This window comes from Peribacillus sp. RS7, from assembly GCF_041956845.1.
Taxonomy (GTDB): Bacteria; Bacillota; Bacilli; order Bacillales; family DSM-1321; genus Peribacillus.
Genome location: NZ_CP168135.1, coordinates 2,457,434 through 2,472,583, shown reverse-complemented (window position 1 = coordinate 2,472,583; position 15,150 = coordinate 2,457,434). Strand labels below are relative to the sequence as shown.

Annotated in this window: 9 protein-coding genes and 1 riboswitch; all 9 genes read right to left on the bottom strand. The window is 41.0% G+C overall.

Annotated features, from left to right (window positions below):
- Nucleotides 1-117: 117 nt before the first annotated feature.
- Nucleotides 118-219, bottom strand: a riboswitch (purine riboswitch).
- A gap of 36 nt (nucleotides 220-255) precedes the next feature.
- On the bottom strand, nucleotides 256-2,448 hold the full coding sequence (locus ACDZ29_RS12615; protein ID WP_375090953.1) for a DUF4129 domain-containing transglutaminase family protein: 2,193 nt from the start codon (nucleotides 2,446-2,448) through the stop codon (nucleotides 256-258).
- Nucleotides 2,445-3,599: a DUF58 domain-containing protein gene (locus ACDZ29_RS12610; RefSeq protein ID WP_375090952.1), complete on the bottom strand. Its 1,155-nt coding sequence runs from the start codon at nucleotides 3,597-3,599 to the stop codon at nucleotides 2,445-2,447. The genes ACDZ29_RS12615 and ACDZ29_RS12610 overlap by 4 nt, the downstream gene beginning before the upstream one ends.
- Before the next feature lie 38 nt (nucleotides 3,600-3,637).
- On the bottom strand, nucleotides 3,638-4,594 hold the full coding sequence (locus ACDZ29_RS12605; RefSeq protein ID WP_375090951.1) for an AAA family ATPase: 957 nt from the start codon (nucleotides 4,592-4,594) through the stop codon (nucleotides 3,638-3,640).
- 490 nt (nucleotides 4,595-5,084) lie between these two features.
- Nucleotides 5,085-5,567, bottom strand: a complete 483-nt coding sequence (gene essA / locus ACDZ29_RS12600) for a type VII secretion protein EssA (RefSeq protein ID WP_375090950.1) — start codon at nucleotides 5,565-5,567, stop codon at nucleotides 5,085-5,087.
- Nucleotides 5,554-8,481, bottom strand: a complete 2,928-nt coding sequence (gene esaA, locus ACDZ29_RS12595; RefSeq protein WP_375090949.1) for a type VII secretion protein EsaA — start codon at nucleotides 8,479-8,481, stop codon at nucleotides 5,554-5,556. Before esaA ends, essA begins: the two co-directional genes overlap by 14 nt.
- Nucleotides 8,474-12,955: a type VII secretion protein EssC gene (gene essC / locus ACDZ29_RS12590; RefSeq protein ID WP_375090948.1), complete on the bottom strand. Its 4,482-nt coding sequence runs from the start codon at nucleotides 12,953-12,955 to the stop codon at nucleotides 8,474-8,476. The genes esaA and essC overlap by 8 nt, the downstream gene beginning before the upstream one ends.
- A 30-nt stretch (nucleotides 12,956-12,985) precedes the next feature.
- Nucleotides 12,986-14,329: a type VII secretion protein EssB gene (essB, locus tag ACDZ29_RS12585; RefSeq protein WP_375090947.1), complete on the bottom strand. Its 1,344-nt coding sequence runs from the start codon at nucleotides 14,327-14,329 to the stop codon at nucleotides 12,986-12,988.
- 70 nt (nucleotides 14,330-14,399) lie between these two features.
- Complete coding sequence (locus tag ACDZ29_RS12580; RefSeq protein ID WP_289318832.1) at nucleotides 14,400-14,639, bottom strand: EsaB/YukD family protein; 240 nt, start codon at nucleotides 14,637-14,639, stop codon at nucleotides 14,400-14,402.
- 95 nt (nucleotides 14,640-14,734) lie between these two features.
- On the bottom strand, nucleotides 14,735-15,025 hold the full coding sequence (locus ACDZ29_RS12575) for a WXG100 family type VII secretion target (protein ID WP_034306171.1): 291 nt from the start codon (nucleotides 15,023-15,025) through the stop codon (nucleotides 14,735-14,737).
- Nucleotides 15,026-15,150 lie beyond the last annotated feature (125 nt).

Here is a 15,150-nt window from a genome sequence, read left to right as displayed (position 1 = left end):
CACTCATAAAATCGAGTGATACTTTCTTATAAAAAATATTATCATAAAAAAAGAAAAACTAAAAATCCACCCTCAAAAATACACAAAAAGTATAGACGAAGGCAGATTTTCAGCTTTCCTGTTAAAATCCGCCTTCATAGTCAAATCATTTACGGTGATTCGGTAGAAACTTTCGATCCATATTATCGAGGATATATGAAGGATATATTAGTTTAAGTTAGTTTTTGTTATTGTATCAATATAATAAAAACCTGGTCAAGAGCTAGTTTTTTTCATTAAGCTTTCCCAACCGTTTTGAAAGTGCTCCCATTCGCTATCTTCCACGTCTCCACGATATATCATTAACTCGTATCCAGCCGTCAATTCACTCATCTCATCCGTATCGTACACTGCATCCACATAGGCGGCGTACTCCCTTAAAGTTTGCCCCTCCGGACGAACTAAACCAGCTCGCTTTAATTGTTTCAATAATATTAAATAGGCTTTCGTGAAATGAGCACCGGTTTTATTTTTATATCGAAGAATCTGCAGATGTGGAATCCACTTCCTTCTGGAGAAATAACCAATTGAAGCGAGAATCATTACACCTAACAGTGTGATGGCAGTCCATTTAAAGAGACCTTCTGAGCCCCCTATACCAGTTTCCCCTGATGATTGAGTTTCCCTATCGGGTGTATCCTGGCGTTCCCTGGTCTCTTTTTTTGTATGCTCTTCATTAGTTGGGCCAGGGTTCTTGATCTTTTCCTGTTTCAATTCCGAATCGTAAAATTCAACTTCCCCGTTGAATCCCTTTGTCGGCTCGAAGGGGACCCAACCTATCCCAGAAAAATAAACCTCGGCCCAGGAATGTGCATTATTATTGGTCACCTTATAAACGGATTCACCATCATTGATTGACTTTTCACCTTCCGTGTAGCCCTTTACCCACCTGGCAGGTATATTGGCGGCACGGAGTAAAACGACCATTGCACTTGAAAAATTATCACAATACCCTATCTGTGTCTCGAATAAAAATTGATCGACATAATCTTGATTTGTCCCCGGATACGGAATATCGTCTTTTGAATAAATGAATTCAGGACCGTCGAAGTAATCCTCAATGGCTTTTGCTTTATCGTACCAATTCGTTTCATTTCTTGTTAGTTGGGATCCCAATTCATAGATCCGGTTTGGCAATCCCTCAGGAAGCTGTGTGTTTTTTTCCATTAACAAATCCATCGTTTCGTCAGGTTCCGTTACCTTTCTTAACTCAGCTAAATCAAAACTCGGCATATCATAGACCAGCTCATACTCTTCCATGTCCAGTCTGTCTCCATTTTCCCGTTGAGAAATGATTTTGTCGATACCCTGATAATATTTGAAATCCATTCCGTTTTTGGCATCGATCTTTTTTAAATATCCGGACTGCGGATGGAGTATATGCGAATATGTTTCCGTCATTGTTACTTTTGCCGTCATTTCTTCTGTTTTCTCTACTTCAGGAACCTGAATATCTAAAGATGTCATATCCTGCCCGTTGGAAAAAGCATGAAAGTCCGTTTCCGGTAAGGAAACCCATCCTTTACCGGTATAAATATCTTTGTTCTCGACTTTCCAATAATGTCCTGCAGGTGCATTATTGTAAAAAACGATGGAACTATCTGGCTCTATCGAACCGCCAAGATCCGAATCGTCTTCATCATATCCGACACTTTTACCCTTCGAACCACCGTCTTCTTTAACCGCTTTATCAGAATATGAAGTAATATAAGGAACTGGGTCCGCCCACTGCGGAGAGAGCTTTGGGGCACCGAATCCAACAAGGACACTTACCAATATCATGCCGGTTAGCATCAAGATCCACTTATTGATGGCAGCCATCGGAAACCTTATTCTCTCCTGTATCGTTAGACGCAGCAGGGATAGTAGACCGAGCATCAAGAACCCGATGATGATGATTCTTACCATTGCCTTATCCCCCACATAGGGAGTGAAAGTATCGAGTACAGAGATAAAAATCACCGTTAACATAAAAAAGAAAAAGATGCTTTGCCTCACCATCACCCAGTAATGGATCAAATATGTTACTAGCCAAAGCAGGACAAAAAATAGAAATGTTCGAAATGGATTGGTGATCGACTCCCAATTCCCATCATACATATACCCAAGGTTGCCCGTAAAATCCACTAGAAATCCTTTCAACCATGATAATTGAAATAAAGCGCTTTTGGAATGAAGGAACTGTAATGAAATCATAATATAAGCAATAATGAGAATAATTCGGATTGACCAATGAATGCGGAAATAATGCAGTAGTAGGGAATAAATCAAAAATAGAACAAAAATGATGATATTACCTGTATCGGTGAGTTTATCGACAGGCCTTAACCATTCAGTAATCAACAACAGACCAAATATATATAAGAGGACATGCATGAACCTTTCTAACTTTTCGGTAGTGACATTCATTTTGCCATCACCCCTGATCTGTCAAACTTTAGTTGGCCATGTTCAAAAAAGCTAACCTTTATCCCCCTCGAGACAGCTGTAGAACGTGACATTTTTTCCTCATCAGTAAGATCGGCCTGTTTCTTTACACATAACATTAATCCCTGATTAGCGCGGAAAGCACTCAATATGTCCACCTTTTCTAAGGTTAAGTCTGAAACTATGAATATCACAGCAGCGTTTGCCGGAAGACTGCCCTTACTTACATTTTCTTTCAATGCATTCACAACACTATGTTCCTCTTTAGCAAGTCGGTAAAAAATCTTTCGTCTCTGGTTATTTCCTGCTCCTGTCGGTATGATTAGTCTCGATCCCATACTTGCATACCCAATCTCCATGCCTTTTTTTAACATGGCGTGTGCAATGGAAGCCGTGATTACAACTGATTCTTCAAATAAATCCGATGGCTTATTATCAAGCATGATGAATACATCCCTGTTTTTCTGCACTTCGAATTCCTTCGTCATGATTTCACTCGTTCTAGCCGTCGCCTTCCAATTAATCCATGACAACTGATCGCCTGGCTGATACTCTCTTACCCCAGAGACCACTGAATGTTCCCGTTTAGTTTTCTTTGTTGAACCCACTGCCCCCTGATTGAACACTCGATCAAGATCACTGTAGGCAAGTTCATGATATTGAGGGTAAACAGTTATCTTCAAAGGTGAACGATATATCGCTTCCTTTTCAACGAGCCCGAAAAAGTCCCCTATCCTGAAGCGGATAGATTGAAACGAATGCTCTCCACGCGGCAAGTTTTCCAAGGTATATGACATGCTGAAGGTACGCTTGAATCCCGGAAAGATAAGTATTTTCCTTTGGAATCCCCTATCCTCCATCTCCTGAGGCAATTCCTCCTCTATCACCATAAATAATAGGGGCAGCCGGTTTTTACGGGTAAACGTCACGGCTATTTGAACGGATTCCCCGGCCTGGCATTCCCTTTTATTGACCTTTCTCTCAACGGTAAAGGCATGCAGCGGATAAAACAGCAGAATCGCAGCGTACGCAGAAAATGGAAAAAACGAATAAAAAATAAACCAACTGACAAAACCGCCTTGAAACATTGCAAAGCAAAAGGAAATGGCCATGAGTAATACCAGTCCGATCACACTCATATTTCCCCTTAAAAAGTTGATGAATTTGCGCATCAGGTCACAGCCCGCTTCACAGGCACTTGAGTTGTCGCGACAATTTCATGTATCACCATTCCTGCATCGAATCCATCATAATTCGCTTCAGGTTTCAAAATGAGCCGGTGGGAGAATACGAATGGAACTAAATATTGAATATCGTCCGGTAGAACATAGTCCCTTCCCTGAATCAGTGCGTAAGCTTGAGCTGCTTTCATCAAGGCTATCGATCCACGCGGGCTTACCCCCAAATAGACCCCTTCATGAGTACGGGTTCGTATCGCCAACTCAACGATATAACGTTTTATTGTGTCATCCACTATCACCGCTTTTACCTCTGCCTGTAATGCTATCAATTCATCTATGGTGATGACGGATTCCAGCTCCTCAAGCGGTGCCATATGTTGAGCCCTATGAAGTACCTCCATCTCGTCTTCCACACTTGGATAGCCCATTTTCATTTTTAATAGGAATCTATCCAATTGAGCCTCTGGAAGCGGATATGTTCCCTCGTACTCGATCGGATTTTGTGTTGCCATTACGAAAAAGGGCTTCTCCAATCCTCTTGTGACACCATCTATCGTCACACTTGCCTCTTCCATGGCTTCAAGCAAGGCAGACTGCGTTTTTGGCGAGGTCCGGTTAATTTCATCGGCTAAAATTATATGTCCCATTATCGGTCCCGGTCTAAAAATGAATTCTTGTTCCTTAGGATTAAAGATCGAAACACCAGTTACATCAGAAGGCAGTAAATCAGGCGTGAATTGTATACGTTTAAAGCTTGCACCTATTGATTTTGCCAGTGCCCTTACCATGACTGTCTTTCCCACACCCGGAACATCCTCCAATAAGACATGCCCGCCGGAAAGAAGTGCCACGATGCTTAGTTCTGCTATATCCCGTTTTCCGATAATCACCTTTTCGATATTCCCTAGAATCATTTCCAGCTTTTGATTGATCTGCTTATAAATCATTCTCTACCTCCTGAGATCACCCTATCAATATTTCATATATTTTCCATATTAAAACTAGACTTTTTTTACATTAAGCTCCAATTAAACCTTACATTGTAAGTTTACTAGATATTCAGTAAACCATAAACGAATTTCTCTAAAAATATTAATGCTGCTTAATGTTATCATAACTTGTTCAAATAACACGAAGAAGGATGCACCAATATATTGGCGCATCCTTTCCATTTCCTGCTCGCTCATCAGGGCAATAGAGCTACGATCATCTGGAATACATTCTTAAGGAATTAAAAATGAACCAACTTCCTTTCTTTCTTAATTATGCTAAAATGGATGCAATCCACTCAAAGATATAAGAGGTACTGATCATGTATAAAAGATTCTTCATTTTGATTTTCGCAGTTGCCCTTCTTTTAGGGCTTCTTAAAACGATTATGGATATGTAGCAAAAAAAAAGCCCAATTCCTGACATATGCCAGAAATCGGGCTTTTTTCATTTTCGTTTAACCTCACCATTCAGCTTCCCCATTTTCGGAATAAGGATAAAAAACAAACAACCGACCAAAAGTGCCAAAACAATTCCGAGCAATATCGTCAGGTCAAAATTAAGGGTAGGCTCCGTTTCTTCTTCACTTCTCGTTCGAATGCTGACTTCCGAGAATAATCCAAGCTGTTCTGCTTTTGAAGCGATGGTATTATTTTGATTCTCCGTTACCGGAGACAGAAACAGTGAGTCCTTCACCGAGTCAATGACATCATATTTACCTCTTTCAAAAGTAAGGTCTTTTAGTTCTTCAGGCAGTTCTTGCTTCTGTTCCAACAATCCTTCCTCATGGAAATACTCCGTCTGAATATCAATATCCTTTTCTTGATACTCATTGGGCTCCACCATGGGTTCCTCTTCTGCCCCGGCATGCGCTGTATAGCTAAAGAACAGGATGAACAAGACTGGCATTACGAATTCACTCCACTTCATGGGCCATTTCTCTTCTTTCTGTCAGACGCTTCACTATATATGGAATGACCGTTCCGATAAGCGTCAGTACAATCAAGATGATGATAGCCGGAATGAATGCAGACTGATTACCGAATTGAATGGACATGTATACGTCTGCAACAGGGTGTTCAACATTGAAATTCGGCATGATTAAATCCAATAATGGAATGGTAAAGAAACTGATCAAACCAATCACAAGGATAGCACCGACAAACGGACCAATTGAGAAGGCAAGTCGTGTAAACGCTGAACAGAAGAATAAAAGCAGGACAGTGAAAACAGTCCATTTAATCTCCTGCATATCTCCCAGTGGATAAATCTTCAAACCATATATGCTGATTATTAAACCTACGATCAGATTCAATAAGGTAAACAAGGCCGCATGGACCATCATTGGAATGGTTTCATAATGATGCATGAAGAAACCGATCAATAACCCAGAAATGAGTATGATCACCAACATGACGATTGGCGGGATATTAACCTTTTCCTGATGAAGGACTTCACCGCTTATTTGAACGGGATTCGCTAAATATTCATACACATACCCGTTCTGCTGATCATCGACCAGAGTGTTATTCAAGACACTATATACGTCTGTCTTGATTTTTACGGTTGAGTCTACATTTTGGGACCAATTATCATTAAGCTGATCGGCCCTTTCCTGTACGGACCCCACTTTCGCTTGCAGGTCTGCTGTATCCTTCGTAACCGTGTCTTGTCGTTCCGCTACAGAGTTGACAAGGTCTGAAATGAAGCCGACAGTTGTTGCCGTATTGTCTTGAAGTGATACAAACATTTCGCCATCAAGGTTTACTGGCGGTTCCGTCTCTAATTCAGGAGCTTCCATATGATCTGACAAATTGGCAGACACTCCTTGAGCCCTTTCGGTAATTGCCGCTAATTCAGCTAAAGTTGCTTTCTGCCCTGATTCGACGTTTGCATCATATTCCTGCATATAACCCATAATGGAGTCGGAGAACATTCCAAAGTCTTCATTAACTCCCGCTAAACTCGCCTTGACGAGCTTTGCTTCTTCATCTACGTTTCCGGAAACCCCATTTTTCAAGTTTTCCAATTCTTTTATATTGGCTGCAAATACCTTATCTACATTTGCTTCCGTGACTCTTTCAGCCAATTCACCATAAGATGAGAGCGAACCGTAATAGGCAAGGAGGGTAGTTGAATCCCGGTTAGTGATAGGATTATCAAAGGCCTTCACCAACATTGCCCGCCTTTCTCCCCCCACTTTTTCAAGGAGTGTCTGTTCGAGATTCTTGATCTCTGCGATGGCCTCGTCGATTGTCATACTCTGGATGTCCTGTAATTTTTGAATATCTTCCTGTGACTTTTTCCATTGGTCACCTAAATCCTTATAATTCGTGCCGAGTTCATTATAATCAGTCTGTAATTGCGTAAACTGAGCGAGCAGATCACTATATGAATCTACCAGTGTATTAAACTCCGTAATCACTTGATTATAATTTCCCGTTCTGCCGTTCACTGTGCCGCTAAGATTATTGATTTCTGCTTGGAGTTCTGCCGTAAGAATGTTGATTTGTTCGGCAGTACCTTCACTTCCCTCTGCCGGCACCAAACTTTCAAGTGCCGTGTTGATGCCATTTATTTGATCCAGCAGTACCTGAAGTGATAGTTCATCAATCGGATCCTTCTTTGAAGGAGCAGCATCCGATTCACCTTTACCCGTTTCCGTTTCAATATCTTCTATAGAGGTCGTTCCTTCATCGATAATTTCCCCATCACCAGAGCTGCTTGCAAGATTTCCCCTTTGCATTAGTAAAGTAGACTGAAGGTTATCAAGACCCCCCTCTTCAGATTGTTTCAATTGTTCAATCGAGCTTTGTTGATCTTGGGTGATTTTCGTGATTTGTTCTACTTGTTTGTCTTTCATGCTTGTTGAAAACTGTTCCAATTCATTATTACTAGAATCAAGTTTCTGCTGCATGATTCCAATATTCTCACTAATGCCTTGATCATTAAGACTGAATTCCGTATTCATCCCTTGCTGAATCTCTGGTACAGATTGGTTCCCTTCATTCAACACCTTGTCATATGATTGAATACTCTCCTTGACAAGCTGCTGATTTTGGGTCGATGCCTTCTCAAAAAGGTTACTTTGAGCTTGTTGATACTCCTCAAAAGAAACAACATCCTTCACAAAGGAAGCCATTTGGGCCTTAGTGTCCCCTATTTCACCCATTGTTTCAGTACTCGTTTTCCCTGCATCCTTCGTCTGGGCAAAGACTCCTTCAAGCATGTCCTTATGCTGCTTGATTTCGCCAGCAAGGCTTTCCGAGCTTGGAGTATAAAACTCATACATCGTGTTTTGAAAAGCGATTTCTTTAGCTAGGACATTATCGAACTTCTTACGAATGTCCTCGACTGATTGGGAAACATAGCTCCAATACTGTGTGGAAATATGCTTATTCATTTTGCTCTTTGTCTTCTCTAATTCCTTTTGTACCTTTTCCATATTCTCTGCATTCAAACTAGGTTGTACCTTGTATTTCAACCCCGCCTTGACAGGCTGTTCATCATCGAACGTATAAATATTCTCTGAAAAATCGGATGGAAAATATATAACTGCATCATACTTTTCATTTGCAAGTCCACTTTCCGCCGTACTTCTATTAACCACAAACCACTCATATTCAGAATCCTTGTCCAATGTGGTAACAAGCTCTGAGCCCATGTAAATGGGTTTTTTGTTAAATTCAGTGCCATTATCTTCATTTACAATGGCGATTTCACGAGAAGCCGTTTCTGTCTTTTTCATTGGATTTTGGCCAATATAGGAAAAAAACAGGATTGGCAGCGCTAAGATCACCAGTATTTTACCGATTAATAGCATCGGTTTTATTTTTTCAGACACTCTCTTGCACTCTCCTTCTTTCTTCACTTAGTGGAATTTGGATTTTACTCTCCTGGCCATTCAGCACAAAGTATCCGTACCCCGGCTGTATTTCTTCTTCTTTTCTGGAATACGAGAGGGTGTACAAGCTTTGGTCCGATTTTTTAAGAAGCAAAACAGCCTGTCTGACTTGTTTCAGTTCGGTTGTCAACGAATCATACCCCTTGGTGAAGTCGTTGGCATTTCCAGCGACAATCACACTAAACCCGAGATGGCTGTACTGTTTCATCAAACCACTGATCCTATCCTGAATCCTGCCGTCGATCGTTTGTTGGATTCTTGAAATGCTATCTATGACAAACATGATCGTCGGGAATTCCAGTTGCTTCATCGGTTTCATTTCCAATGCCTCTAGATAACGTCGTTCACGTTCTTCAAATATTCCAGTGATATGATCAAGCCATTCGGTTATCTGATCTTTTGTTTCCACATAGCGTACCTTCTCCTCTAACGCATATGAAGATAGGCCACGATCAACTCCGTCAAATAAACCAATTTCCCCAATCGTCTGTGTAAGCAACGATTCCAAGAGCACTTTAAGGACATTCGTTTTCCCTTTACGTGACTGTCCTACGACAAGCAGGAATGGATTAGAATTCAACTCCACGAAAACAGGTGTAACGCTTTCCTCAGAAAGCCCGATTGGAATGGAATCCTTCTTAATGGCTTGTGAGCAGTAACTCTTGAAGCTGCTGGAATCAAGTCGCGTCGGTAACATCGGAATCGCCGGCGGTTTGGCTATTTCCTTATATTTAACCTTATGTTCTGCCACCGCTTGTTTCATTTCTTCCAAAACGGCTATATCATCCGCTCCATCGGCTGGTAAATAAACCTGCGTGAGATAGGTTTGGTCCTTTTTCACCAACGCCCTACCCGGAACAGGTTCATTTTCATAAGGGGTCCTCCCCAAAACTGAATATTGCTCCGAACTGTCCATTAAGTAATGGACGACCTTCGTCTTAAGACTATTCATTAACGGCTGGCGAATCGCATTGATTCTCGTTGCGGTTAAAATCATGAATATTCCAAGTGATTGTCCATCCCGTGCAAACTGAACGAATTGCGCTTCCTGGTCTTGCATCTCATCCTTCACTAAGTCAAAATTGTCGACCACGATATAAATAATCGGCAATTTATCTTCCACTAATGCATTATAAAGCTTTATGTTACTAAGCTCCTTTTCTGAAAAAAGCTGCTTACGCCTTTCCATCTCCGACTTCATGAATAACATGAATTTTTCAATTTTCCTTAACTCATCGAACCTAAAGTATTCCCCAGTATGAGGCAGCTGGCGTATTGGCAGTAAAGCGCTATTCCCGAAATCGAAAATATAATAATGCAGTTCTTCAGGACTGAATTGATCTGCAAAACTAAAGAGAAGTGTCAAAACGGTGGTTGACTTGCCGTATCCGGAAGAACCAAAAACCCCAACATTCCCATCTTCAATCCAGTTATAGACATAATTTGTCTGGCTCTGCAATTCAGGCTCATCCTTCATTCCTAGGTGGAATTGATTGCTCGCCAAGCTTCTTTCAGCGTTTCTCGATAAACGATCTGAAAGAGGCGGTAGCCATGGGCTTCCCAACTTCTTAATCTCCATTTCTTCCTGTGTCGCCACAATTCGATCCGCCACGGCTTCAATTTCACTAATCTTTTCTTTCCTCTTATTAGTGATCTGTTCCGATACATTTGAGATTTGAACAAGACCAAGGTCTGTGACAAGTGCCACTTCATCCTCAGATCCAACCGTATCCTCTAAATAGGGTGCACCGCTCCATGCAGACTGGAACAATTCATAAACCTCGTTATTTCCCACCTGCAAATATCCCCGTCCGGTGACAGTAATATTTGCCGCATCGCTATTTTTAAGAATTTCCTTGCTATCATTGGCATCCTGCACTTTTAAGGAAATTTTAAAACGGGCATTACTCCAAATCTGGTTATCGATAACACCGCCAGGCTTTTGTGTAGCAAGAATTAAATGAACACCCAAGCTCCGTCCAATTCTTGCCGTACTCACTAATTCCCTGATGAAATCGGGTTCTTCGTTTTTAAGTTCCGCAAACTCATCTGATATCAAAAATAAATGCGGTAACGGTTCATCCGCTTTGCCTTCTTTGTATAAATCCGTGTAATCGTTGATATGGTTGACTTCATATCGATCAAACATGCGCTGACGTTTCTTCAATTCACTATTAATGGAGGCCAGTGCCCTGGCACTGAAGTTCTTGCTTCCTTCGATATTCGTAATGACTCCCAGCAGATGCGGAATCTGTCTGAATGGCTGCGCCATTCCCCCACCTTTATAATCAATGAGCAAAAAGGCAACTTCATGCGGATGATAATGAACGGCTAATGATAGGATGTAAGTTTGCAGTAATTCACTTTTCCCCGATCCTGTCGTCCCAGCAACCAATCCATGGGGGCCATGCGCCTTTTCATGCAAGTTCAATTCAACCCTATCCGTTTTCCCTTTCAATCCAATCGGTACTGCCAGGGATTTGGAAGACTGATTGGTCTGCCAGTTTTGGCTGATAGGTAGATCTTCCACTTCACGAGCTTTCAATAACTCCAGAAATGAAACCGTTTCTGGTATTGAATTGTTCATCCCCTTTTGATGATCCAGTGAACGCAGCGTACGTGCATAACGCTCATTACCTTCTTTTGTATGTGTATCAAGTGTAAAAGGGGTATGAACAGCCTTCGTTTGTTGGATGAGAATCTCACCATCGCGATCATTTATATACTTAACAAGCGTATGGACATTTTCCGTCAAACTCTCTTTTGCATCCGCAGCAAAAATCGTCGAGATACCTAAATCTTCTGTTTTACCCTCTAAATATTCCAATATGACATGCTCTGCAATTAAATTGCGATCCGTGACAATAAAGACAAAATGGGGAGTGAATCTTACTTTCCCTTTGTTCTCATCCAAATCTCTTTCCCTCAATAGCTGATAAATCGAAGTAAGTAGCTGGTCGCGTGATTGCTCATTGTATATAAGGCCTTTTGCATAGGCATGCGGCAATTGAAAATGAGGGAGCCATTTCATCCATTCCCATTCTTGGTAATCCTTTTCCGGAAAAATGGCCACAAATCGTACATCATGATAACTATGAAAAAAGGCCAGTTGCCCAATCAATTGTTGCAACTCACGTTTAACAATCGATTCCTTTCCAACCAGCCCCATCGATCCGCTTGATAAATCAATGGATAACGGAAGATCATCCAGGTTTTTGTATACCTCCACAAGTTCCTGCGACTGCTCAAGTAAATCATCTATATCACGATTGGACATATCGTTACTATTAACCGACACCTCATAACTTGAGGGTATGGCCGCCGTTCCTATCTTAAAGTGGAGAGCGTCTTCACTATCCAATGTTCGCTCCCAAATACGGTCGCTGATACTATCGGTCAGATGCTTCATCCTTTCAAAAGAAGGGTAATGATACAACAGCACATTCTTTTGCCTTTCAGACAGCTCTTGCAGTTCTTCCCTCTTCTGCTCTAGATACCTGGTATACACACGTTGACGTTTTTCTTCTCTGAATTTTTGCTTCTTTTTGTCTTTAAAGTATTGTACCGTCGAGGTAACTAAAGTCGTTGTGAACATCACGATCGATATGATGATGAAAATGCCCCGAGGTTGAATGATCGTGATGACCCCCATGACAATAAGCATCATTAACGGTGGCATAAGGATTAGCCATAACCCTCTATTATTATCTTCCGATTCTTGGCTCGGAAATGATATCGTCACTTTCTCATCCGGCAATTCATAGATCATCCTTGGTGTACGGCGATATTGTGGATAGCTTTTCTTCATTTCAGAGATTGGCTTCTTCATTTTAGATAAAGATGTTTCATAACTCTCGGCACTATGAATCATCAATAAGTCGCCTTCAATCAACCTCAGCACCATATTTGGCCAGCAAATCAGATCGCCATTTTGAACGGGAACAGCCTTCGTTACCTTTTCACCATTCAGGAAAATCCTGCTATTTTCCTTTGGCACGAGAAGCCATTTCCCTTTATGAAGCACAAAGGAAAAGCCATTGCCGGAAACGGGTCCTTCTTTACGGAAAGTCGCTCCCAGCTTGGCTGATATAGTGATTTCTTTCAAATTGCCAATATAATAGAGGCTTTCTTCCAATTCCCCTGCCGTATAAAAAATCTCGATCGTTTCTTCTCCTTCATGAAAGGTGAAGCTTTGAAACGGCTTTACATCGCCAAGCTTCTTTTCCTCTCTAAACACCTCAAACTCATCAAGCCCATCTTGCTTTCTCAGCTTGATAGGTCCATGTTCAAAGGGAATGGAATAGACGGTGATCGTATCCTGCTTTGATGGGCCAATCGTGATTGGACCTTTATGATTATCCTTGATCGTGAAGGACTGATAGGTCCCCTTAGAATAAATCCATAATAAACTCATTAAATCTCACCTCCGCAAAAGGCCAAATGCTCACTCTTTGCTTTTCTCTTTTTCTTCAGATGATTTTTTCGAGGAATCCTTACTTTCTTCTTTTTCCCCAGAAGCAGGCTCCTTTTCCTCTACTTCTTTTACAGCAGGTTTTGCTTCCGCTTCACCTTGATCATTGGACTCTGTTGCAGGCTGGTTTTGATCTTGCTGTTCCTCCATTTGCTTTTGCAATTCCTTTATTTCCTTTTCATATTGGGACAACTCTGTATCGATTTCTTTAATTTGCGTTTCCTTTTCTTCCCCTGAAAGGTTATCGTCTAGCTTAATCTGTTCTTTCTGATTTAACAGACCATATGTAATCAATTCGCGATCCTCCATGATTCTCGCCAAATCGATCGCGTCCTCGTTCATGCCCCTGCCTATATAAATCCAATATAGAAGATACTGACTATCCGTTTGCAAAGTGATTGCATTTTCTACATTCTTCTTCCTGACATCATCTAACGGCTCATAAGTGACATAGGCCATAGCCAGTTCATATTGAACGACATACGGCATATTTTTTGGATCGTAGTTTTCCAAACGGTCAATGACTTCACTGTATTTTTGTTTTAAGAAGCTTTCACCGCTTTCTACATATGCCTCCTGCCTAGGTTGGGAGAAGAATAGTGTGTAAATCATAAACAACAGCAGTGGCACTAGAACGATCATCGTACCCCAAAGTGTATAACGGCCCGTTTTCCATTTCTTTTCAGGGATATGTACAAATGCTTTTTCTTCCTTCTCTAAAGCTTCTATCCGATTTTGAATGACCTTGGAAAGTTCATCCCAAGTCCCCGATGCCAGTATACTTTGTGATTCGTTCGATAGTTTTAGTGTTTTATGGTAAAGCAAATACTCTTCGAATGTATACTGCCCATCCACAAGTGCAGAAATCGTTGCCTTCGTTTCTTTAAATAGCTCATCTTGATTATGTTCATAAGGAGGCAAACTGTCTTTTACACCATAATGCAGGAAATATGGGGCCAAGCTTGAATCAAAAACGATATTTTCTGGACAGACGACTAGTTGCAGCCGAGTCAATTCATGATTTCTGATTTTCTTCACGATTTGATAGGACGATACCCATCGACCTATCAGATTTTTATCTTTAGCTTTGGAAAAAACAAAAAAAGAGGCTGGTGGATTTACTCTGATCTGCACCTCGTCCTCTGTCACTTCTATATGTTTCTGGAGAGCATCATCGGCTTCATGAATAAGCTGTAATTCCAATGCATCTTGCATCGACAGTTTTGCCCGTTGGAAAACGAACGAATACCCATTATCACCCTTCACAATTGCAGCTTCTGTTTTTTTCTCCAGATATGAAGATTTTTTCTCATCCATTCTATGTACTCCTTTACCCCTGCTAAAGGGCTTTAGACTTTATTCCTATAACGAGCCCACACTTAATCCATTAGAGGATCTCAAGGCGGTCCCCCGTCGTAATTCCGCTATCAAGCAGGGTATCATAACCTGAACATACAAACTCCTTATTCTGGACCCGCACCCAATAGCCATCTTTAGGTGCACTGGCAATATCCTTTACCTGCCATACAATTTCCACAACCTTCTTGATGGAGCGGTAATTCGACACTTGCAAGTCAAATACTTCCCCTGTGTACCTGTTTAAATCGATCGTAAGTTGAATATATATGGAAACCACCTCTTTAAAAGCAAAAAAGCACCACGATCTTCATTAAGAGTCGCGGCGCTTTTTCCTAGAAAATTCTTTATCTCTTTGACTATTGATTATCCGCGAATTTGACTAGCAATCTGATTATCTGTGTCTTCAAGGATTTGAGCTGATTTATTCAATTGTTGAGAAACTTCATTCAACAAACGAGCCATATCCATGAATGAAGGCTTCAATTCTTCGTACTGCCCGACGAAAGCCTCACTGGAAGAACCTTCCCAAATACCAGTTAAATGATCTCTCATTCTATCTAAACGACCAATCATATCCGTTACCTGTTGGCTTTCATTATCATATTGCCTAGCTACATCTTTCAGTTCTGAAGGTGTTACGCGAATTTGTGACATAGAAAACTCCTCCTTATATCTTATATAGTACATTTTAATGGAACCATACATTTTCTGCCATATAAATAAGTGCAAAGTCGAAAAATGGTAAATTATGATTATGTAAAAAAACCTATATATGGCAT